Genomic DNA, 20,169 nt, shown 5'->3' with positions numbered 1-20,169 from the left:
GGGTCATGAAAAGCCGGGTCCTGAATAGCTATTCTTTGAAAAGCCGCGCCCCCTTGAGCAGCGCTCATGACTGAGCTGTCCAAGGTCTCGGTCACGGCGCTCAAGGGCGTTGGCGAGGCAATGGCTGAAAAGCTCGCCAAGGTCGGCCTCGAAAACCTACAGGACGTGCTGTTTCACTTGCCCTTGCGCTATCAGGACCGCACCCGCGTGGTGCCCATTGGCGCCCTGCGTCCGGGCCAGGATGCGGTGATCGAAGGGGTGGTCAGCGGCGCCGACGTGTCCATGGGCAAGCGCCGCAGCCTGCTGGTGCGCCTGGGCGACGGTACCGGTTCGCTGAGCCTGCGCTTCTACCACTTCAGCAACGCGCAGAAAGAAGCGCTCAAGCGCGGCACCCATTTGCGCTGCTACGGCGAAGCCCGCCCCGGCGCCTCGGGCCTGGAAATCTACCATCCCGAATACCGCGCCCTGACCGGCGACGAGCAGATCCCGGTGGAGCAGAACCTCACGCCCATCTACCCGACCACCGAGGGCCTGACCCAGGCACGCCTGCGTCAGCTTTCGCAGCAGGCGCTAAGCATGCTCGGGCCGCGCAGCCTGCCGGATTGGCTGCCCCAGGAGCTGGCGCGAGACTATCAACTGGCGCCGCTGGACGATGCCATCCGCTACCTGCATCATCCGCCGCCCGACGCCGACCTTGAGGAGCTCGCCCTGGGTCATCACTGGGCCCAGCACCGCCTGGCGTTTGAAGAACTGCTGACCCACCAACTGTCCCAGCAGCGCCTGCGCGAGAGCCTCAAGTCTCAGCGCGCGCCAGCCTTGCCGGTGGCAAGCCGCCTGCCGGCGCAGTACCTGGCCAACCTCGGCTTCACGCCCACCGGCGCCCAGCAGCGCGTCGGCAAAGAGATCGCCTACGACCTCAGCCAACCCGAGCCCATGCTGCGCTTGATCCAGGGCGATGTCGGCGCCGGCAAGACGGTAGTCGCCGCCCTGGCAGCACTGCAGGCACTCGAAGCCGGCTATCAGGTGGCCCTGATGGCCCCGACCGAGATCCTCGCCGAGCAGCACTTCGTCAACTTCCAGCGCTGGCTCGAGCCCCTCGGCATTGAAGTCGCCTGGCTGGCGGGCAAGCTCAAGGGCAAGCACCGCGTGCACGCGCTGGAGCGTATCGCGGCAGGCGCGCCCATGGTGGTCGGCACTCACGCGCTGTTCCAGCCCGAGGTGCAGTTCCATCGCCTGGCCCTGGTGGTCATCGACGAGCAACACCGCTTCGGCGTCCAGCAGCGCCTGGCACTGCGCGAGAAAGGCGTGAGTATCGACGGCATCGGCACCAAGCTCTGCCCGCACCAGTTGATCATGACCGCCACGCCGATCCCGCGCACGCTGGCCATGAGCGCCTACGCCGACCTCGACACCTCGATCCTCGACGAACTGCCGCCGGGCCGCACGCCAGTGAACACCGTGCTGGTGGTCGACACGCGGCGCATCGAAGTCATCGAACGGGTCCGCGCTGCCTGTGCCGAGGGGCGTCAGGCGTATTGGGTGTGCACCCTGATCGAAGAGTCCGAAGAACTCACCTGCCAGGCCGCCGAAACCACCTTCGAAGAACTCGGCAGCGCCCTCGGCGAGCTACGCGTGGGCCTGATTCACGGGCGCATGAAGCCCGCCGAAAAGGCCGCGATCATGGCCGAATTCAAGCAAGGCCACCTGCAATTGCTGGTCGCGACCACGGTGATCGAGGTCGGCGTCGACGTGCCCAACGCCAGCCTGATGATCATCGAAAACCCCGAACGCCTGGGCCTGGCGCAGTTGCACCAATTGCGCGGCCGCGTTGGTCGCGGCAGCGCGGCCAGCCACTGCGTATTGCTCTATCACCCACCGCTGTCGCAGATCGGCCGCGAACGCCTGGGTATCATGCGCGAGACCAACGATGGTTTCGTCATCGCCGAGAAAGACCTGCAGATCCGTGGACCGGGCGAGATGCTAGGTACGCGCCAGACCGGGCTGCTACAGTTCAAGGTGGCTGACCTGATGCGCGATGCCGACCTGCTGCCCGCCGTTCGCGATGCTGCGCAAGCCTTGATTGCACGCTGGCCTGAACATGTCACACCGCTGTTGGAGCGATGGTTGCGCCACGGCCAGCAATACGGCCAGGTTTGATGCTCAAAGCTGACCGTTCGTCTGAAAAAAACGCGATGAAATTAGGCTTTAAGAACGAATCCCGCTTATTGTGCAAGCTGGATATACTGTCGCCATTGTAGGAATTCGGATACAGCACACATGACTGAAGTTGCATTGGACGTTCCCGCACCGATCGCCCCGCGTGTGATCCAGAACTTGCTCGACAAACAGGGTATCGCGTTCACCGAAGTGCATGACCATGTGGGGCTCGACCGCGCCCGCAAGGTGCAGGCTGTGTTGCTCGCCGATGCCGTCGGTGCACTGATGGTGCTGGTTCCGCAGAACCAGTTGATCGACCTCAATCGTCTCGAGGAAGTCACCGGCCGCAAGCTCACCGCGCTGCCGCTGAGCAAACTCAAGCGCATGCTCAACGAACATGGCCTGAGCGTACTGCCTGGCCTGCCAACCCTGACCAGTTCGCCCTGCCTCTACGACGAGCGTCTGCTGCAGCCCGAGTCGCTGCTGATCAGTTCGGGCGAGACCGGCCTGCTGCTGGAAATCTCCAGCGAAGACTTCAAGAAGACCCTGGTCAAGGCCAGCTCCGGTAATTTCGGCGAGCCGGTGGTGACCATCGCCCGCAACCTGGATCGCCCTAACGACGACCCGGCAGAAATCACCAAGGCCGTGCAGAAGTTTACCGCGCGGCGCATCCAGCAGCGCCTCGAAGCGACCATCGAGATCCCGCCGCTGCCTGAAACCGCGCAAAAGATCATCAAGCTGCGGGTCGACCCCAACGCCACCATCGATGACATCACCGGCGTGGTCGAGACCGATCCGTCGCTGGCCGCACAGGTCGTCAGCTGGGCCGCTTCGCCCTACTACGCCTCGCCGGGCAAGATCCGCTCGGTGGAAGATGCCATCGTCCGCGTGCTGGGCTTCGACCTGGTGATCAACCTGGCGCTGGGCCTGGCCCTCGGCAAGACCCTGAGCCTGCCCAAGGACCATCCGCAACACGCCACACCATACTGGCAGCAGTCGATCTACACCGCCGCCGTGATTGAAGGCCTGACCCGTGCCATTCCTCGCGCCCAGCGCCCGGAAGCCGGCCTCACCTATCTGGCCGGCCTGCTGCACAACTTCGGTTACCTGCTGCTGGCCCATGTGTTTCCGCCGCACTTCTCGCTGATCTGCCGGCACCTGGAGGTCAACCCGCACCTGAGCCACAGCTATATCGAGCAACATCTGCTGGGCATCAGCCGCGAGCAGATCGGTGCCTGGCTGATGCGCTTCTGGGACCTGCCCGAAGAATTGGCTGCGGCCCTGCGCTTCCAGCAGGACCCGTCCTATGATGGCGAGAACGCGCTGTATCCGAACCTGGTATGCCTTTCGGTGCGCCTGCTGCGTAGCCGCGGCATCGGTAGCGATACTGACGACGGTATCCCGGACGAACTGCTCGAGCGAGTTGGCCTGAGCCGCGAAAAAGCCGAGGATGTGGTCAACAAGGTGATCGAAGCCGAAGCGCTGCTGCGCGAACTGGCTTCGCAGTTCAATAGCTGAGAGTTGCCTGGCGGGCCATGTGCTGCGAAGCAAATGGCCCCTTCGCGAGCAAGCTTTGCTCCCACAGGGGTGAGCCCTACACTGTGGGAGCAGGGCTTGCCCGCGAAGAGGCCTTCATATCCCCCGCGTTAAACCTTCTTCTTGCGCGGCATCAAATACTTCATCAACCCCTGAAACCACATCACCAACCCCGTGTTGCCAGTGATCTGGATGTGCTTGTCCTGAATTCCCTGCATGAACGCCAGTTGCTTGTTTTTCGCCTGCAGCGTGGCGAAGCCATACCCGGCATCCTTGAACACAATCGCAAACGCCGGCTCAGCCACCGTGCCGCTGCGGCTGGTGACGCGCTGGTTTTTGACGGTGAAATGCCGGGCGACCCTGGAGTCCGCCGTTTGTAGCTGGAAGGTCAGATCCTTACCAGCCAGCTGCTGTTCGAACGCAGGATTCTTGCGGCTGGCACGCGCCATCAGCAGGCCAAGGGCCCAGAGGAGGAAGCGAAACTTCATGGGGGTACTCCGACTTAAAAGTGACTGGGCCGGAGTATATCGTCTTCGCAGCTGGACCGTGCACTCAGCGACCTCCATAGGCGATGTCATCCAATGGCGAGTGCTGTGGCGCTCGCTCGAACAACTGCTGCGCCAGGCTTTGGATATGCTCTGACCACGCCACATCCCGCACCCACTCAGGCGGTATCCCCGACACGCCATACAGCGCCCCGGCCATCTGCCCGGCCGTTGCCGCCACACTGTCGGCATCGTCGCCCAGATTCGCAGCCAGCAAAATAGCGTCTCTGAAATTGTCAGTGTTCCATACCGCCCATAATGCTGCTTCCAGCGTGTCGACCACATACCCCGAAGAACGGATCTGTTCACGGGTCTTTTGTTTGTACTCCCCCGCATTGATCAGCAAAGGACGCGGGAATAACGGGCGTACCTTCGGCGCCAAGGCCTCTTCTTTATCCGCTCCGTTAAGGGCGAGATTCAACTGCGCACCGAACAGTTGGCAACAGCTCACGGCCTCCATCGCCCGATGCGTTGGGCGGCTTTGGGCTGCGCTTTGCTGCCAGGTCGCCGATAGCGAGTGCCGCCAGAAGAGCGCAGTGGGCGCCAAACGGATAATCGAACCGTTACCCGCCGTGGACGGGTGATCGTTGCCGTACCAGCCTAGGCCTTTTGCCAGAAAACCCTCAAGCGCTTCGCGAGTAGCGTTGCCAATGTCGAAGCAGCGCTGGTTATGACTGTTCTCGCCTTTCTGGTACCAGCGGCACAGGCGCTCGGCGAAGTCCTGATAGTCGAAGTCGTTCTTGGCCAAATACATATCGGCGAGGCACAGCGCCATGCTGGTGTCGTCGGTCCACTCCCCCGGCTGAAGCTTGAACGGCCCACCACCGACCATGTCGTCGACGTGCTCGCGGTCGCGCGGCAGAAACTCCAGGGTCGTGCCCACGGCATCGCCGATCGCCAGCCCCAGTAGACAGCCCTTGGCTCGGTCGAGCGCTTGCTCTTTGGTGAGAGTGCAGACCTTGGAAGCGAGCCAGGCCGGCTTTACATTCGCGGGCTTGGGCGCGTCGGGCGCCAAGGTGTAGTCCATGCGTTGACGCAACTGGGGCGACGGCGCTGGGAGCAGATCGGCATATCGCGCGATGTATTGATCGATGGCTTCGGTGGAGCTTCTTAAATCAATCATGGGATCTCTTTGATAGCGATGTGGGTCGTGGAACCTTGCTCAATACGGTTCAATACTTCGAATTGTACGCCTGGCGGATACAGCACTTCAGCTTCGGGAAACGCCGAAAGGAAGCTGATATCGCGGCCCGAAGTCCCGGTAACCTGCATCTGCACATCGCCCATGAATCCGGTTGCGGCTGAGGTACTCATGAACGCGCCATCTTTAGTGGTCCCGCCTATGTATATTTTATCAAGCACATCGGCCGGTAAAGTCGTGCCTCTGAAGGTGTTGCCGGCGGTATAGGCCGGAAGTTGTCGCAGCCCTTCGGTGATGTGCGTGGCGAAGGCCTCCATCTGCGGCGTCAGGGTGGTCTGGCCGCGCAAGGCCGGGTTGATCCAGCTGTAGCCCTCGTTCAGCGTATAACCGTGCAGCGCGCCGATCTGATCATCGGTGAGCATTGCGGAACGCACCGGGTCCGACTCGGCTGCTTTCCGGCCGGCTGCGATCCATCGATTGGCAGCCTGCTCGCCGACGGCGTCCTTAAGCGACATCAGTGGCGGCGCGACAGCCCTTTTCGGCTCGGGTGGTTTAGTCGCCACCGGCTCTTTGGGCTTCGCAGGTTCGAGCTTTTCAAGGGCGGCCTTGGCTTCCGAAGCGGACGCGGCTGCGGCCTTGTGCTCCTGCAACTCGGGATGCGCCAGCAGCCGCTCTTCGTTCTGCGCCAGCCACGCGGCGAGTTTTTTGTTGGAGATCTCGGCATGCAACTTGGCACTGCGCTGGGCGATGCTTTCCACACTGCCGACCACGCCAGCCTTCACCTGACCGCGGGTGAGGTAGGTGACGATCGCCATCAGCAGCAGCATCACCAACTGCTCCTGCCCCTGAGCGAACTGATGGGCCGCGCGGTCGATCTGCGCTTGCGAGCGGGCGGCGAAACCACCGGTAGGGTCCAGGCCTGCCGGCTTGAAATCATCACCAGCGTGCCACGAGGTGGACATGGCTGACGATAAGGTCGACAGGCAAGCGGGCAGGCCATCGTAGAAGTACTCGGCGATGGCCTTGAGCCCGAGGCCCATCAGAATCAGGTTGCCGATCTGCAAACCGATCCCGGCGCCCGCCGCAGCGCCCGGTACCGCGCCCACGCCGAAGGCGAATGCACCCGCAGCGCCACCGGCCGCTGTACCGACCGCCACGCTGGCGCCGAGGATCAAAGCGACTTCCTTCACCAGTTGCAACAGCACCGGGAGGATCTGGTCGATGTTGATCGATGCCCACTTTCGCCTGAGGTCCGACTCGATCAGCGGATAGGAGCGCGACATCGCCTGGCGTATGGCATCGATGCGGTAACCGCCCACGTAGCCGTAGGCCTGGCTGGCGCCCTCGCTGACTTGGCGGGATACCCCGATCCAACCGTCCTGAGCGCTCTGCCAGGTGGACTTCACGCCGTGGTCGAGCTGGCGGAGCTTGAGGTCGAGGTTGCGCTCGACGTCGTCCCAGGAGGGGACGTTGTCTAGGAGGTCCATTTGGGTGGGGCTGTCCTTGGTGTGGCTTATACAACACACTTACAACTATTGAGACGCATTAGCCCATTGCTAACAAGTTAATATTTTTTCACGCCCCATACTCGAGTAGCCGCTTGAAATGACAAATCCTTGAATAAATCCGCCATTTTAATTACCTCACCCCAAACATACACCTTCCTGGAGCTTAACGTTACAGATGCATCTTGATTAGAGATCTCAAAAAAGTAATATCCTTTTTCTCGCGCACCTTTACCCACAACAGTCTCATTTCTAGCAGGGCGAAAAATCACCACACAGTCATCCATCAAATATCTTTTCCCCTCAATTATAGACTCCAAGCCAACCCAGGGATTTTTCTTTGCTAATTCATATGATTTTATGTCGTCGTGCACCACGGTATACCAAGACCTTTTACCAGGCGGAGCTATAAGATCAGGATCTTCACAGTCAGAGATGAGTATTATTTTTTCCATAATCAGTAATCCAAGTGTAAGTTTGCTGAAATTCCATTCTTGAGGTTCCACGCGTTCACATGCGGACCCGCACCAAATTGAGGATGCCCCGGGGAATCATCTCGCCAGCCTGCGGATTCGTCCCGATTGCGAACCCCTATGCGATCCTCATTATATTGCCAACTACGAGGCCCACCTCTGAAGTCTTTTTTCTGGATAACCACGGGCTCACTGCCTAAGTCGCCAGCTATCTCAGATGCAGCACTTCTCGCAGCGCGTCTATTAGGCATCTTGTAACGATTCTCTCCCTCCTGCTTACCACCAAACTTGTGAATTATTTTCTCAGCACGTGATTTTGCCGCATCATTTTCAAAACAAGGCTTCCAACCAAGAGGATCTACCCAGCTTACGGGGTTAGGTCCATATTGATACAGATTAATCCCACCCGCCAACCCAATCGGATCCGGCGAAACAAACCGCCCCACATCCGGATCATAAAACCGAAACGTGTTGTAGTGCAGCCCCGTTTCACGATCCAGGTACTGCCCCTGAAACCGTAGATTCTGCTCTTCAACATAGTACGGCTCGCGGATCTCCTTGAGGGTATTGCCCCAGACTTGGTATATAGCCCGCCAAACGGTATGGCCATCGTCTTCAGTCAACTGCTCGGGCAAGCCGTTCAGGTCGTTGTGGTAATAACGAATCCGCGCCTCAGGGCCAACCCCATCGACCCGTGCCAAGGGATCATAGCTACCTTCACTCGAGTAGACATACAAACTACTGCGTCCATGGCGATGCTCTTGCAGCAGCTTCAGGCCATCCCAATCAAACCGCGTTTCGCCCAGCAGAACACCATTGCCATCACGCTCGGCCTTGGCGATCCGCCGCCCCAGCGGATCATAAGTCATGCTCAAAACCGTTTCGCGATGCCCATCCCGGGTTCGAATCTCCTTGATCCGATGCTCGGCATCATAGGCAAACCGCTGCACCACCTGACTGCCTTTGCGCTTCTCGATCAAACGCCCGAAGCCGTCATAGCGATAACGCTTGTCCTGATAGGTCAGCAGCTTGTTATGCACCACCAGCCCCGCACCGGATGCGGGACCGTCGAGCAGGTTGGCTGCCGCATCGTAGGCGTAGGTCTCCAGCCGAGGGCCTTCCTGCAGGGCGATGATCCGGCCAGTGGCGTCGTAATGCAGATGATCCTGCCGCCGCTCGCCAGGCGCCTGATCGAAGCGCCCGACGAGGTTGTCACTCGGGTCGTAGTCGTAACGTTTCTGCGCCGGAGCCGGCAATTGCAGCGGCTCGCGGGTATGCCGGCGCAAGCGACCGAGCAACCGCCCTGCCCGATCATATTCGCTGCGGGTATTGAGCTGCCCCTGCGTGCGCATCACCTCACGGTGCAGGCGATCACGCTCGAAGTCGCTGATCACCCGGCCATCGAGATTGAGTTGGTGCAGGTGCCCGCTGCCGTAGTACATGCGGTTGAGCCAACGGCCATCCGGCAGTTGCGTCTGAATCAGGTTGCCCAGTTCATCGTAGTGATGCTGCAGAGTGCCGGCGCTGCTGGTATCTGCCACCAGTTGGCCGAGCGCGTCATAGGCAAAGCTCAACACCTGTTCGCTGCCATCCCAGCCGGTGAAGCCGATCTCGGTCAATTGCCCCACCGGGTCGTAGCTATAGGCCGTGCGGCCATCGTCGGTGAGCTTAGCGCGCAGCTGGCCGATGGCATCACGCTCCAGGCGATGCATGATCGGCGCGATCTCGCCCGAGCGCACCAGCGCCAGCCCGGTGACGTGGGGGGCGGGGCGGTACTGCACGGCGATCACGCTGTTGAGCGCGTCATACCCATAGCGCCGCGCGCTGCCGTCCAGGTCCTGCTGTTCAATCAGACGATCACCTGCGTCCCAGGTAAAACGGTAGCTCTCGCCGTTTTCATTGGTCAGCGTTTGCAATCGACCGTACACGTCGTAAGCAAACTGCACCTGCCGGCCCAACGGATCGAGACGCTGACGCACGTGGCCACGATGGTCACGCTGATAGCGGGTGGTGTTGCCGGCCGGGTCGGTATAGGCCAGTAATTGACCGCTGATATCACGCAGGAATTGTTCACTGCGCCCGTCAGGCAATTCGCTGCGGGTCAATCGCCCTTGAGCGTCGTAGTGATACAGCGAGCGCTCACCCAGGGCATCCGTGACGGCCTGCAAATCGCCACGCTTGTTGTAGGAAAACTCTGTGGGGTAGCTGGAGCAATCCACGTACTGAGTGACCTGCCCCGCGTCATTCCAGCGCAAGGTCTTGCTCTTGCCTGCGGCGTCGATGATCTCGGTCACCTGGCCGCTGCGGTCATAACGGTATCGGGTGACTTGACCCAACGGATCGGTCTGCGCGACCAGATTGCCGCGAGCATCGTAGCGATAGCGCCAGCTATTACCCGCAGCATCGGTCTCGGCCACGGGCAACGACCAGTGCTCCAGCCACACCGTGCTTTGCGTTTGGCCAAGTGGATCGGTGGACGCTACGACATTGCCGGACTCATCGTAGGCCAGCGTCCATTGCCCCCCCTTGGGGTCGACGCCGCCGAGCAACTGGCGCTCGTCGTTCCAGTCGAAGTGCCAGGTCTGCCCGAGGTTGTCGGTGGAGCGGATAACCTGAAACTGGGGATTCCATTGCCGGGTGCTGACCCGTCCTAGTCCGTCGGTGATACGCGTCAAGCCTTGATCAAGATCGTAGCCGAACTGGTATTGCTCGCCATCATCGGTCCAATGCCGCACCACCCGCCAAGCATCATCAGCAAAGTGCGCCCACTCGTAGAAGCAGCGCAGGCCGCTGGGCAGCTGGTGTTCTGACAGGCGCCGGCCAGCGTCGTAGGCGAACTGGCGCAATACGCGCCCATCGGCGCCGGTTACGGCATTTAGATCACCTGCCGCATCGTAACGATAATGGCTAAGCACCTCGCCAGACTGATCAGCGTAAAGACGCTCGATCTGCGCGACCCGTCGCGACCACTGCGCGTCATAGCGCAACTCGACTTGCTGCACCAGCAACTCGTCGTGCAGGCGCACCAGACGACCAAGGTCGTCATACACCAGATAAATACGGTTGTCGTTGCGGTCGCCTAATTGGCTCAACCGCAACAAAGAAGGCACAAGCGGCGACGGCTCGAACAAGCGATAAAGCCCATCGACGCTCTCGAGCAGCACCTGGCCATTTACATGCCGACGGACACTTAGCCCCTCACCCGCGCTGAACACCGCGCTACCGGGCGCAATGACGCCCATCTCGATGCGCCGCCCCTGCTCGTCGGTAAACACCAGCTCATCGCCGCCATCAGGATGTGCGAGCACCTCGATGCTCACTTCGAACTCGACACTCCAACCGGCCCCGAACAAACCACCAACACGCAAATCGGCGCTGTTATAGAAGCGCCGCCACGTCAGCGGCATGATCCCCGGCAGCACAAAATCGGTATCGTCATCGCCATTGAGCACCTTGGCGCCCGTGGCCGCATGCACCGGGTGCGGCGAGCCCATCACCGCGTTGGCGGCCGCACCGATCACTTGGTCAACCACAAATCCGCGCACCATGCCCAAGGCCATGCACGGCAGGCGGCTGAAGAACTTGCCCTTGCCACCCCGCAGCGCCATCAACGCGCTGACGGCCAGCCCGATACCCGGCGTCTTGCCGCTACGAATATCGCGCACCACCACCGAACCACCGCCGATGCGCACGTTGGACGAGATCAGCCCCGACGAAACGACTGTGGCCTCGCAGGTGCTGCGATCACCACTGCGCACAGCCGGCTGGCCGTTGATACTGACCTTGCTGGAACCCTCGGCCAGAAACTGCGGCGCCCCCGGTGGGTGTTTCATGCAGGTGACCAGATCCTCCAGGCAAGGCACCGCCAGCGGCGAAGCCGGCGCGACCGTCGGCTGCCACAGCTGGGAGAAGAACCCCTTGGCCATATCCAGAAAACTGCCCTCCGCGGGCTCTGCCTCGGGCGTGCCCGTAGCAGACGCGTCGGCACTGCCCAAGGCTCCCGCAGCACGGGCAGCAGGCTTGCCGTTGATGAAGGTGTTGCCCGAGCCGGTGAGAATCGTCGCCTGCACCACCGGCGGGCATAATGCGTTGGCGATAGAGTCACATAAGCCGCTCAGTTTTTCCCCGAGCCCCGTGCCGTTCATGGTGGCCCCGACGACCACACCCACGACCGCCGAAAACACGCAACTGCCGCCCACAGCGGTGGCGACCGCAGCCCCCGCGACCAAGCCGATACCACTGGTGACCGCTGCCGTCACGGCGATGCCAATGACTGCATACGCCGCCACTTCCAGCACGCCACCGACAATGTCGGCCATCAGCGAAGAGTGCATCAGCGCATCGCCCTGACGGGCTGCCCACAGGGCGTCAGACATGCTCAGGCAAACTCAAGCGGGAGAGTTGAGAACGAGGGTCTGCTTGATCGCCGCCCAATGCGCGGCCTCGGCATCACCCAACGGCTGCGGTTTGACGTAGCTCAGCGCGAGCATCTGCCGAACCCCCGGCACCATCAGGATCAACTGGTACTGGAAAACGTTTTCAGCGCCCTTGCTGAACTGGCTGCGCAATTCGAATGCTGGCACATCACCACCCGGCCCGACCTGCACTGCTAACGGCGGCTGAAAGCGCATGTTGGTGAGCTGTTGCTGCATCCGCTCAAGCTGTGCCTCGAAGCTGCTCTGCAGAGTTTCGCCCTCCGCCAACGGGCTGCGACTGATGACCAACGAGGTGCCCAGCTCAGCGAACTTGAGGATATTGATCGTGGCGTCCTGAACGCCAACGTGCGGCAGCTGGAACTGCAGTTCCTGGGTACGGTAAGTCATGAGGCGTTGCCTTGGGGCTCGGAGAATGTGGAAGTTACAGCGGCATCGATGGCCGTCTTGACCCCTTCGCCTTTTGGATCGGTACCCGCGCTGCCGCCAACGTTGAGATTGAGGTTGCCGCCGGTATTGAACTGGGCATGCTGGCTCGCAAAGAAGTTGAAGTTCTCACCGGTCAGGTTGATTTGCCCACTGGCATTGAGTTCAAGCACGCTGGCGCCACAGACGAAGCGCAACTGTTTACCTGCTTCGACCAGATAGATCGAACTCACACTGTCGTGCTTGGCTCCGCCAACCAGCAGCGTGTCGTTGCGCCTGACCGCGCGAGTACGATCCTCGCCGATAGTGACGCGCTCAGTGAAATCAACCCTCTTCGTGCGGTTATGCCCAACCCAATGTGTCTCGTCGTTCTCGACTTCAATGTCCTGATTCTTCTCGGCATGAATGAACAACTGCTCGGCGCCCTTCTTGTCCTCCATGCGGATTTCATTGAAGTTGGCCGGCGTGCCGCCCTTGCTCGAACGGCTCTTGGTACCGCTCTGGGTCGCGTTGGCCGGCAAGTCATAAGGCACGGGTTGCTCGGCGTTGTAGACGCGACCGGTGATGATCGGCCGATCGGGGTCGCCTTCCAGAAAACTGACGATCACTTCCTGACCAATGCGCGGGATCTGCATCGAGCCCCAATTCTTGCCGGCCCAGGCTTGGGACACGCGGATCCAGCACGAGCTGTTCTCGTTGGACTGATCGTGGCGGTCCCAATGGAAATGCACCTTTACGCGGCCATATTGATCGGTCCAGATTTCCTCGTTGGCCGGACCCACCACAACGGCGGTCTGCGGGCCGCGTACCACCGGGCGGTGAGTCAGCGGCAGCGGCCGGAAACTCTGCAACGCATCGATGCAACTCAGCTGGCTTTCAAACTGCGCCTGGGTGCTGCTGCGGCCGCTTTCGAGGTCTTCCTGGGCAAGGTAATAACGCGCGGCGACGATCAGGTATTCGCGGTTCTGGTCCTGACGCACGAGGTTTTCCAGGCTGAACAGATGCCCGGCGCCGAGACCGCGAGCATTGCCGGTCAGCTCGACACGTTCGTGCAGGCTTTGCAGCGACTCGATACGGGTACGTGAGTAATGCTCGCCGTCCTGGCTTTGCACATAGGCACCGGGATAGTCATACAGCGGATAGTCGCCGTAGTCGTGGGGCTGCGGCGCTTCGGAGCGCACATCGATACGCGCGCTGGGGCGCTGAAAGTCGTAGTCGTTGAGTTCGATGGAGCCCGACTGTACCTCTTGCGCCAGGCGCCAGTCGTACATGTGGTCGCGCTCGCGCTGCTGGCCGTCGCGCGGGTAGAACGGCACGCTGGCGTAATTCGGCGCGTTGACGTGGGCGCCATAGGCGTCGGCCAGTACCAGCACGTGGCGATCGGCTTCATGGCGGAAGTAGTAGTAAATGCCTTCCTTTTCCAGCAAGCGGCTGACAAAGTCGAAGCTGTTCTCGCGGTACTGCACGCAGTATTCCCACTCGCGGTAAGGCTGGCTGAGCCTGTCCTCGAAGTCGGAAAAACCCAAGTCGCGGAACACCTGCTTGACGATTTGCGGCACGCTCATATGCTGGAAAATCCGGCAATCGGACGTGCGGGTGAGCAGCCATAGCCAAGGGCGCAGCGTGACCTGATAACTGGCGAACTGGCCGCGCCCGGCGGCCTGGCTGCAACGCGCCACCAGGCCGTGGAAATAGCGTCTGCTGCCGTCGTGCAGTTGCAGCGCCAGGCTCATCGGTTTGCCAAGCAATTGGTTGAGATCGATGGACTGGTCCGTCGAGGTCAGGTGCAGGTCGTAGGCGAACAACCGGCCGAGTTCCTCCAGCCCGCCCATGTCCTTGAGCAGCAGGACGTTGGTGGGCAGCGCGCAGGTCACCTCGACCAGGCGCGTGCTTTGGCTGAAAAACGTACTCAATGGCGGCTACCGAAATCATAGTGCAGAGCATTGTCGCGGGCGCTGATGCGTACCCCGGCCAGCGGCTCGCCATCGAGCATGCGGGTGAGGAACTCGCGGCTCATGTCCGGCAGCAAGGTGTTGGTGAGAATGGCGTCGATCATGCGGCCGCCGCTTTCGTTCTCGGTGCAACGGGAGACGATCAGGTCGATCACGCCTTGGTCATAGTCGAACGACACCTTGTGGGTGCTCTCGACGCGCCGCTTGATGCGCTCCAGTTGCAGGCGGGTGATGGCCTTGAGCATATCGTCGCTGAGCGGGTAGTAAGGGATCGTCACCAGACGCCCCAGCAACGCCGGCGGGAAGATCTCCAGCAACGGCTGGCGCAGGGCCTTGGCGATGGCGTCCGGATCCGGCACGCTGCGCCCGGGCTGGCAGAGCCGGGCGATGGTCTCGGTACCGGCGTTGGTGGTCAGCAGGATCAAGGTATTCTTGAAATCGATCAGGCGCCCTTCGCCGTCCTCCATGACGCCCTTGTCGAACACTTGGAAGAAGATCTCGTGCACGTCCGGGTGAGCCTTCTCGACCTCGTCCAGCAGCACCACGCTATAGGGCTTGCGCCGCACCGCTTCGGTCAGCACGCCGCCTTCACCGTAGCCGACATAGCCCGGCGGCGCGCCCTTGAGGGTTGATACCGTGTGGGCTTCCTGGAACTCGCTCATGTTGATGGTGATGATGTTCTGCTCGCCGCCGTACAGGGCTTCGGCCAGCGCCAGGGCGGTCTCGGTCTTGCCGACCCCGGAGGTGCCGGCGAGCATGAACACACCGATCGGCTTGCTCGGGTTGTCGAGGCCGGCGCGGGAGGTCTGGATGCGCTTGGCGATCATCTTCAGGGCGTGGTCCTGGCCAATGATGCGCTTGGCCATCAGCTGGTCGAGTTTGAGCACCGTCTCGATTTCGTTGCGGGCCATGCGGCCAACCGGAATACCGGTCCAGTCGGCGACCACGGTGGCCACTGCCTGGTAGTCGACCGTCGGCAATATCAGCGGTGATTCGCCCTGCAGGGCCGACAGGCGTTGCTGCACGTCACGCAACTGATCATGCCGCTCCGGGTGGGCGGCCAAGGGGTCATCCACGGCACCGGCGCTTTCGCGCATGCTGGCGCGCAGCATCAACAGCTCGTCGACCAACGCGCGCTCTTCGCTCCAGCGTTGTTCCACCTCGACGAGGCGCTCGCGCTCCTGGGTCAGCGCCTCGTTGGTGCTGGTATGCCGAGCGCCGATATCGATACCAATGGCCTGCTCGCGGGCGATGATCGCCAGTTCGGTCTGCAAGGCTTCGATGCGCCGGCGACTGTCATCCACTTCGGCCGGCACCGCATGCAGGCTGATGGCGACGCGGGCACAGGCGGTGTCCAGCAGGCTCACGGATTTGTCCGGCAGCTGACGCGCGGGGATGTAACGGTGGGACAGCTTGACTGCCGCTTCAAGGGCTTCGTCGAGGATCTGCACCTGATGGTGTTTCTCCATGGTCGACGCCACGCCGCGCATCATCAGCAACGCCTTGTGCTCGGACGGCTCATCAACTTGCACCACCTGGAACCGCCGGGTCAGGGCCGGGTCCTTCTCGATGTGCTTTTTATATTCCGCCCAGGTTGTCGCCGCTACCGTGCGCAGGGTGCCGCGGGCCAAGGCCGGCTTGAGCAGGTTGGCAGCATCACCGGTGCCGGCGGCGCCGCCTGCACCCACAAGAGTGTGGGCTTCATCGATAAACAGAATGATCGGCTTGGATGAGGCCTGAACCTCTTCGATAACCTGGCGCAGGCGCTGTTCGAACTCGCCCTTCATGCTCGCGCCGGCCTGCAGCAAGCCGACATCCAGGCTGCGCAGCTCGACGTCCTTGAGCGCCGGCGGAACGTCACCGGCGGCGATGCGCAGGGCGAAGCCTTCCACCACGGCGGTCTTGCCGACACCGGCTTCACCGGTGAGGATCGGGTTGTTCTGGCGGCGTCGCATAAGGATATCGACCAGTTGGCGGATCTCCTCGTCACGGCCGACGATCGGGTCGAGCTTGCCGCTGCGGGCCTGCTCGGTCATGTCGACGGTGAAACGCTTTAGGGCTTCCTGCTTGCCCATCGCGCTCGGGGCGACGGCGCCACTGGCCTCGCCCGGCGCAGCGGCCTGGAAGCCATCGGTGGCACTCAGGGCGTTTTCCGGCGAGCCGTCGATATACTCGTCGAAGCGCTCGGTAAGGGTCTCGACCTTGATCTTGTCGAATTCCGCCGACAGCCCCAGCACGGCATGACGCAGGCTTGGCGTCTTGAGGATGCCGATCAACAGGTAGCCGCTGCGCACCTGGCTCTCGCCGAACATCAGGCTGCCATAGACCCAACCGCGCTCCACCGCTTCCTCGACCTGGGACGACAGATCGGTGATCGAGGTCGAGCCACGGGGCAAACGATCCAGCGCTTCGGTCAGGCCCTGGGCCACTCGCGCCGGATCGAGGCTGAACTGGCGGATAATGCGATGCAGATCGCTGTCCGGCAGTTGCAGCAACTGGTGAAACCAATGCACCAGCTCGACGTAGGGATTGCCCCGCAGCTTGCAGAACACCGTGGCGGCTTCGATAGCCTTATAGGCCACGCTGTTGAGTTTGCCGAACAGTGCGGCGCGGCTGATTTCACCCATGAGGCGAGTCCTTTTCAATAGGAGAGTCGGCGTAATGCCGTGACAGGAGTAAATCGGCGGCGTCTGCGGTGGGGGCACCGAGCCAGGTGTTGAAGCCCAGCCGACCGCTGCCATCCAGGCTCGCCGCCGGCACCTGCGCCTGTTCCAGCACCAGGTTGAGATCCCAGTCCAACTCGTCGCCCTGATATTCGCGGACCCAGGCAGCCAGCTCGGCAAACAGCTCGCCTCGCGGCAGCAGGGCCATGTAGCGCTCCAGCGACAACGGCCCCAGGCGCAGGCGAAACTTGTGCTGGCGATCCCAGACGTGACTGCCCAGGCACAGGTCTTCACCCAGGCGACAGTGCTCGATACCCAAGCGGTTGTGGTCGGGCAGCGGCAACCACTGGCCGACGTATTCCTCGACCGCCACCGCCACCCCGAAGTATTCGGCCAGGATCGCCCGCAAGCCATCGGGATAACGGGTCTGGGCGGCCAGGTGACCGCTGTAGTGAAACTTCGCGCTGTCGGTGATCGGACCCTGATCCAGCAGGCTGTCCATGCCGCGACCACTCAAGGCGGCCAGACGTGCCGACCAGTAATCGTCATCCGGCCGATCATGGCTGATCGTCGGTCGAGCCTCGGCCCAGGCTCGATAGAACAGGCTCAGCAAGCGATGATGAAACAGGTCGAAGAAGTGCTTGGTGGTGCTGTCACCCAGGTTGCGCTCGCGGTCGCGCACGTACTCGGTCAGTGCCAGCGGCATTGGGCCGTTGGGGCCACCCAGACCGAAGAAGAACTGCTCCAGACGCGGCGCAGCGTCCTCTTGAGCGGGTGTCAGCGACGCCAGCGTAGCGGGTGCGAAGGTGCCTTCGGCGCGCTGCCCGAGGCGCAAAGCGTCCTCGCCCAGGCGCCGCGAATGGCCGATACGTGGCAAGTGCGGAGCCTCGCATTCGATACGCCGCAGGGCCTGGAAGAAGTCGTACTCCCACGGCGCAGCCTGCATTTTCGCTTGGCTGCTCACAGGTTCGGTCGACAGCCGGGGCGGGCTTTCCATCGCATGATCTCGCCGCGTTCGGTGGTCTTGATCACCGTCTCGGTAAAGCTATTGATAGACACGTAGCGTGCCAGAAAGCGCTGGAATACCGCCCCCAGAAGAAACACGCCAGTGCCGCGAAAGGCGTTTTCATCGAAAGTCAGGGTGATCTCCAGGCCGCGGCCGAAGACGATCGGGCCGGGCATCGGCAGGCGCCGGGTACAGGCCTTGGCGCTGACGTCGCGCAGGCCTTCGATCTGCAATTGCAACGCCGAGTCCTTGTCGTCGCCATACAGGCGCAACAACTCGCGCAAGGCCGCCGCACCCTGGCCCTGCTCGCTCAGCGACAGGTAGTTGAGCGACAGTTGGCTGATCAGGCGCCAGGCTTTGCCGTCGTGCGCATGGCTGGCGCGCGGGCGGCTGGGGCCGGCCAGGCAACGAATCGACACCACCGGAGCACTGTCGGACAGGGTGAAATCGGTGCTGCCGTCGCCGATATTCATGAACAGTGGCAGGTCGCGGTTGGTGCACAACGCTCCCACGCCCAGTTGTCGCAACTCATGGCGATACGGCGCCTGAGCGGGGTCAACCAGACTGATAAAAGTCTCGCTGCCGACGTAGTTGGAACGCGGCCCGCTGCGTCGTTGCGTACTGGACAGCACTCGCGGCTCACGGCGCACGATGTAATACGCCTGATCGCGGCCATAGCGCGACGCATCACGCACGGCATAGAACGGCAAAAAGGGTTGATCCGGTCCAGTACCGTGACCGCAGATGTCGGTCAGCGAGTGCACCTCAAAATCCATTGACCGGGTGCGGTCGGCGATCACATGGTGCTCGTGGACCCGATCGGTCAGATGAATACGGTCCAAGCGCCGCGGGAACAAGTTGATCGCCGGCGCACAATACGGCTTGAACTGCTCGGCCGACACCTGCCCTTCCAGGGCCGTGTCCTGACGATCGAACAGTACGATCAGCTCCAGCACCTGCCCTTGGGAGCGCTTCAGCGCAGGCTGCAGCCCGGCGAATTCGACGAACAGAAACCGCTGCGGCAGCGCGAAGTATTCCTGCAGCAAGCGGTAGCCCTGGAAGGCCCGCGGCACTACCGGCAACGCAGCGTCAGCGTCGTCGAAGCCACGGGCCCGCAACGCATCGACCGGCAGGCGCTCGACCCAGTCACCGCCCGGCTCGCGGGCGAAAATCGCGCAGGCATTGCCCAGCAGATGCTCATACAGGCGAAACGGTTGCTCGTCGGCACCGTGCAAGTACAACGGCAAGGTCTCCAGGCCGAGTTCGGCGAACGGCACTTCGCCGCCGGTGCGCAGGGTAATGCGCAAGCCGGCGCGGGCCTTGGGTTCGCTCGCGGCCAGGCGCCCCAGTACAGCCTGGGGATTGGCAAAGTAGTCGGCCTGCGCGACACGCACCGGCCACAAGGTCACCGGATGGGCCGTACGGTATTCGCAGCAGGTCTGGCTGTCGCGGCCCAAGGTGGCGCGCAAGGCGGTGCCGCGCTTGAGGGTGAAGCCCGCGCCCAAAGTACCTTCTTCGGTGTCCGGGGTGAACTGCACCACGGTCATCGACGGCGTCGGCGCCAGGTAATGCGGATAGGCGATTTCCAGCAGGTTGTGGGTGAATGTCGGGTACTCGGCATCGAGCTTGAGTTGCACCCGGGCAGTCAGGTACGCGAAGCCTTCGAGCAAGCGCTCGACATAGGGGTCGGCGCAGTCGGTGCCATTAAGCGCCAGGCGCCCGGCAATCTTGGGGTATTGCTGGGCAAACTCTGCGGCGCCATCGCGCACATGTTGCAGCTCCTGGTTATAGAGTTCCAGCAGGCGCGGATTCATAGGCGCCTCCGTTCGGCCTGAATCACCCGTACATGGCCGGACTCCAGATCCAGGTCTGTTTGCAGCAGCAAGCGCAACGGCACCGGTTGCGCCCAAAGGTCACCTTCGATGGCGAAGCTCAACGCGTTGGGGCTCATTTCATCCGACGCCATGCAGGCCTTGACCCGCACACTGGCCGCCAGGATACGCGGTTCGAAGGTGATGATAGCCTGGCGAATGGCTCGTTCCAGCGCCTCGACATCGACGTTGGAAGCACAGTTGCCGGCCAATGCCGGCAAGCCGAAATTAAGTACCGAGGAGCCGGCAGGGGCGTTCTGGCTGGTATCGGCATCCAGCAGGCAGGTGCTGTTGAGCAGCCAGCCAAGGTCACGCAGTACCGAATCCTTGAGCTGATTGAGCGACAGCGAGCGCTGCTCGGCGGACTCTTGCAAGTCGCCAGGGCGGTCGTCGCTCAGGCGATCGAGCAGCGAGGGCTGCAAGCGCTCGCGGGGCATCAAGGCATTGGAGGGCGTGACCAT

13 protein-coding genes are annotated in these 20,169 nt (G+C 62.0%); 2 read left to right on the top strand and 11 right to left on the bottom strand.

The features are described from left to right. The first annotated feature begins 66 nt into the window (after positions 1 to 66). Both recG and LIX93_RS10400 read left to right on the top strand, forming a co-directional pair. Complete coding sequence (gene recG, locus LIX93_RS10405; protein ID WP_226503958.1) at positions 67 to 2,157, top strand: ATP-dependent DNA helicase RecG; 2,091 nt, start codon at positions 67 to 69, stop codon at positions 2,155 to 2,157. Positions 2,158 to 2,277: 120 nt separating this feature from the next. Next, the gene (locus LIX93_RS10400; RefSeq protein ID WP_226503957.1) at positions 2,278 to 3,675 is read left to right on the top strand and encodes an aminoacyl-tRNA deacylase and HDOD domain-containing protein; all 1,398 of its coding nucleotides are present in this window, start codon (positions 2,278 to 2,280) and stop codon (positions 3,673 to 3,675) included. Positions 3,676 to 3,803: 128 nt separating this feature from the next. Here LIX93_RS10400 and LIX93_RS10395 read toward each other — a convergent pair whose 3' ends face one another. The 11 genes from LIX93_RS10395 to tssE form a co-directional block, all read right to left on the bottom strand. Further along, entirely contained in the window at positions 3,804 to 4,181 is a 378-nt protein-coding gene (locus LIX93_RS10395) for an SCP2 sterol-binding domain-containing protein (protein WP_226503956.1), read from the bottom strand. 64 nt (positions 4,182 to 4,245) lie between these two features. Then, on the bottom strand, positions 4,246 to 5,361 hold the full coding sequence (gene tri1 / locus LIX93_RS10390; RefSeq protein WP_226503955.1) for an ADP-ribosylarginine hydrolase Tri1: 1,116 nt from the start codon (positions 5,359 to 5,361) through the stop codon (positions 4,246 to 4,248). Beyond that, the gene (locus LIX93_RS10385; RefSeq protein ID WP_226503954.1) at positions 5,358 to 6,866 is read right to left on the bottom strand and encodes a DUF6861 domain-containing protein; all 1,509 of its coding nucleotides are present in this window, start codon (positions 6,864 to 6,866) and stop codon (positions 5,358 to 5,360) included. Before LIX93_RS10385 ends, tri1 begins: the two co-directional genes overlap by 4 nt. Positions 6,867 to 6,943: 77 nt before the next feature. Continuing rightward, positions 6,944 to 7,390 carry a hypothetical protein gene (locus LIX93_RS10380; RefSeq protein ID WP_226503953.1) on the bottom strand — a complete coding sequence of 149 codons (447 nt, stop codon included), beginning with the start codon at positions 7,388 to 7,390 and terminating at the stop codon, positions 6,944 to 6,946. After that, on the bottom strand, positions 7,342 to 11,733 hold the full coding sequence (locus tag LIX93_RS10375; protein WP_226503952.1) for an RHS repeat-associated core domain-containing protein: 4,392 nt from the start codon (positions 11,731 to 11,733) through the stop codon (positions 7,342 to 7,344). The genes LIX93_RS10380 and LIX93_RS10375 overlap by 49 nt, the downstream gene beginning before the upstream one ends. A gap of 12 nt (positions 11,734 to 11,745) precedes the next feature. Continuing rightward, positions 11,746 to 12,180, bottom strand: a complete 435-nt coding sequence (locus LIX93_RS10370; protein ID WP_226503951.1) for a DcrB-related protein — start codon at positions 12,178 to 12,180, stop codon at positions 11,746 to 11,748. After that, on the bottom strand, positions 12,177 to 14,129 hold the full coding sequence (locus tag LIX93_RS10365) for a type VI secretion system tip protein VgrG (RefSeq protein WP_226503950.1): 1,953 nt from the start codon (positions 14,127 to 14,129) through the stop codon (positions 12,177 to 12,179). Before LIX93_RS10365 ends, LIX93_RS10370 begins: the two co-directional genes overlap by 4 nt. After that, positions 14,126 to 16,795, bottom strand: a complete 2,670-nt coding sequence (gene tssH / locus LIX93_RS10360) for a type VI secretion system ATPase TssH (protein WP_226503949.1) — start codon at positions 16,793 to 16,795, stop codon at positions 14,126 to 14,128. Before tssH ends, LIX93_RS10365 begins: the two co-directional genes overlap by 4 nt. Next, positions 16,788 to 17,828 (bottom strand): type VI secretion system baseplate subunit TssG, encoded by a 1,041-nt coding sequence (gene tssG, locus LIX93_RS10355; RefSeq protein ID WP_226503948.1) that lies wholly within the window; start codon positions 17,826 to 17,828, stop codon positions 16,788 to 16,790. Before tssG ends, tssH begins: the two co-directional genes overlap by 8 nt. Then, entirely contained in the window at positions 17,792 to 19,651 is a 1,860-nt protein-coding gene (gene tssF, locus LIX93_RS10350; RefSeq protein WP_226503947.1) for a type VI secretion system baseplate subunit TssF, read from the bottom strand. Before tssF ends, tssG begins: the two co-directional genes overlap by 37 nt. Continuing rightward, positions 19,648 to 20,169, bottom strand: coding sequence for a type VI secretion system baseplate subunit TssE (gene tssE, locus LIX93_RS10345; protein ID WP_226503946.1), 522 nt, complete (start codon positions 20,167 to 20,169; stop codon positions 19,648 to 19,650). Before tssE ends, tssF begins: the two co-directional genes overlap by 4 nt.

Source organism: Pseudomonas sp. MWU16-30317 (assembly GCF_020515695.1).
In the GTDB taxonomy this organism is placed as follows: domain Bacteria; phylum Pseudomonadota; class Gammaproteobacteria; order Pseudomonadales; family Pseudomonadaceae; genus Aquipseudomonas.
The sequence above is the reverse complement of the archived record's forward strand: the minus strand, read 5'-3'. Positions and strand labels throughout refer to the sequence as shown.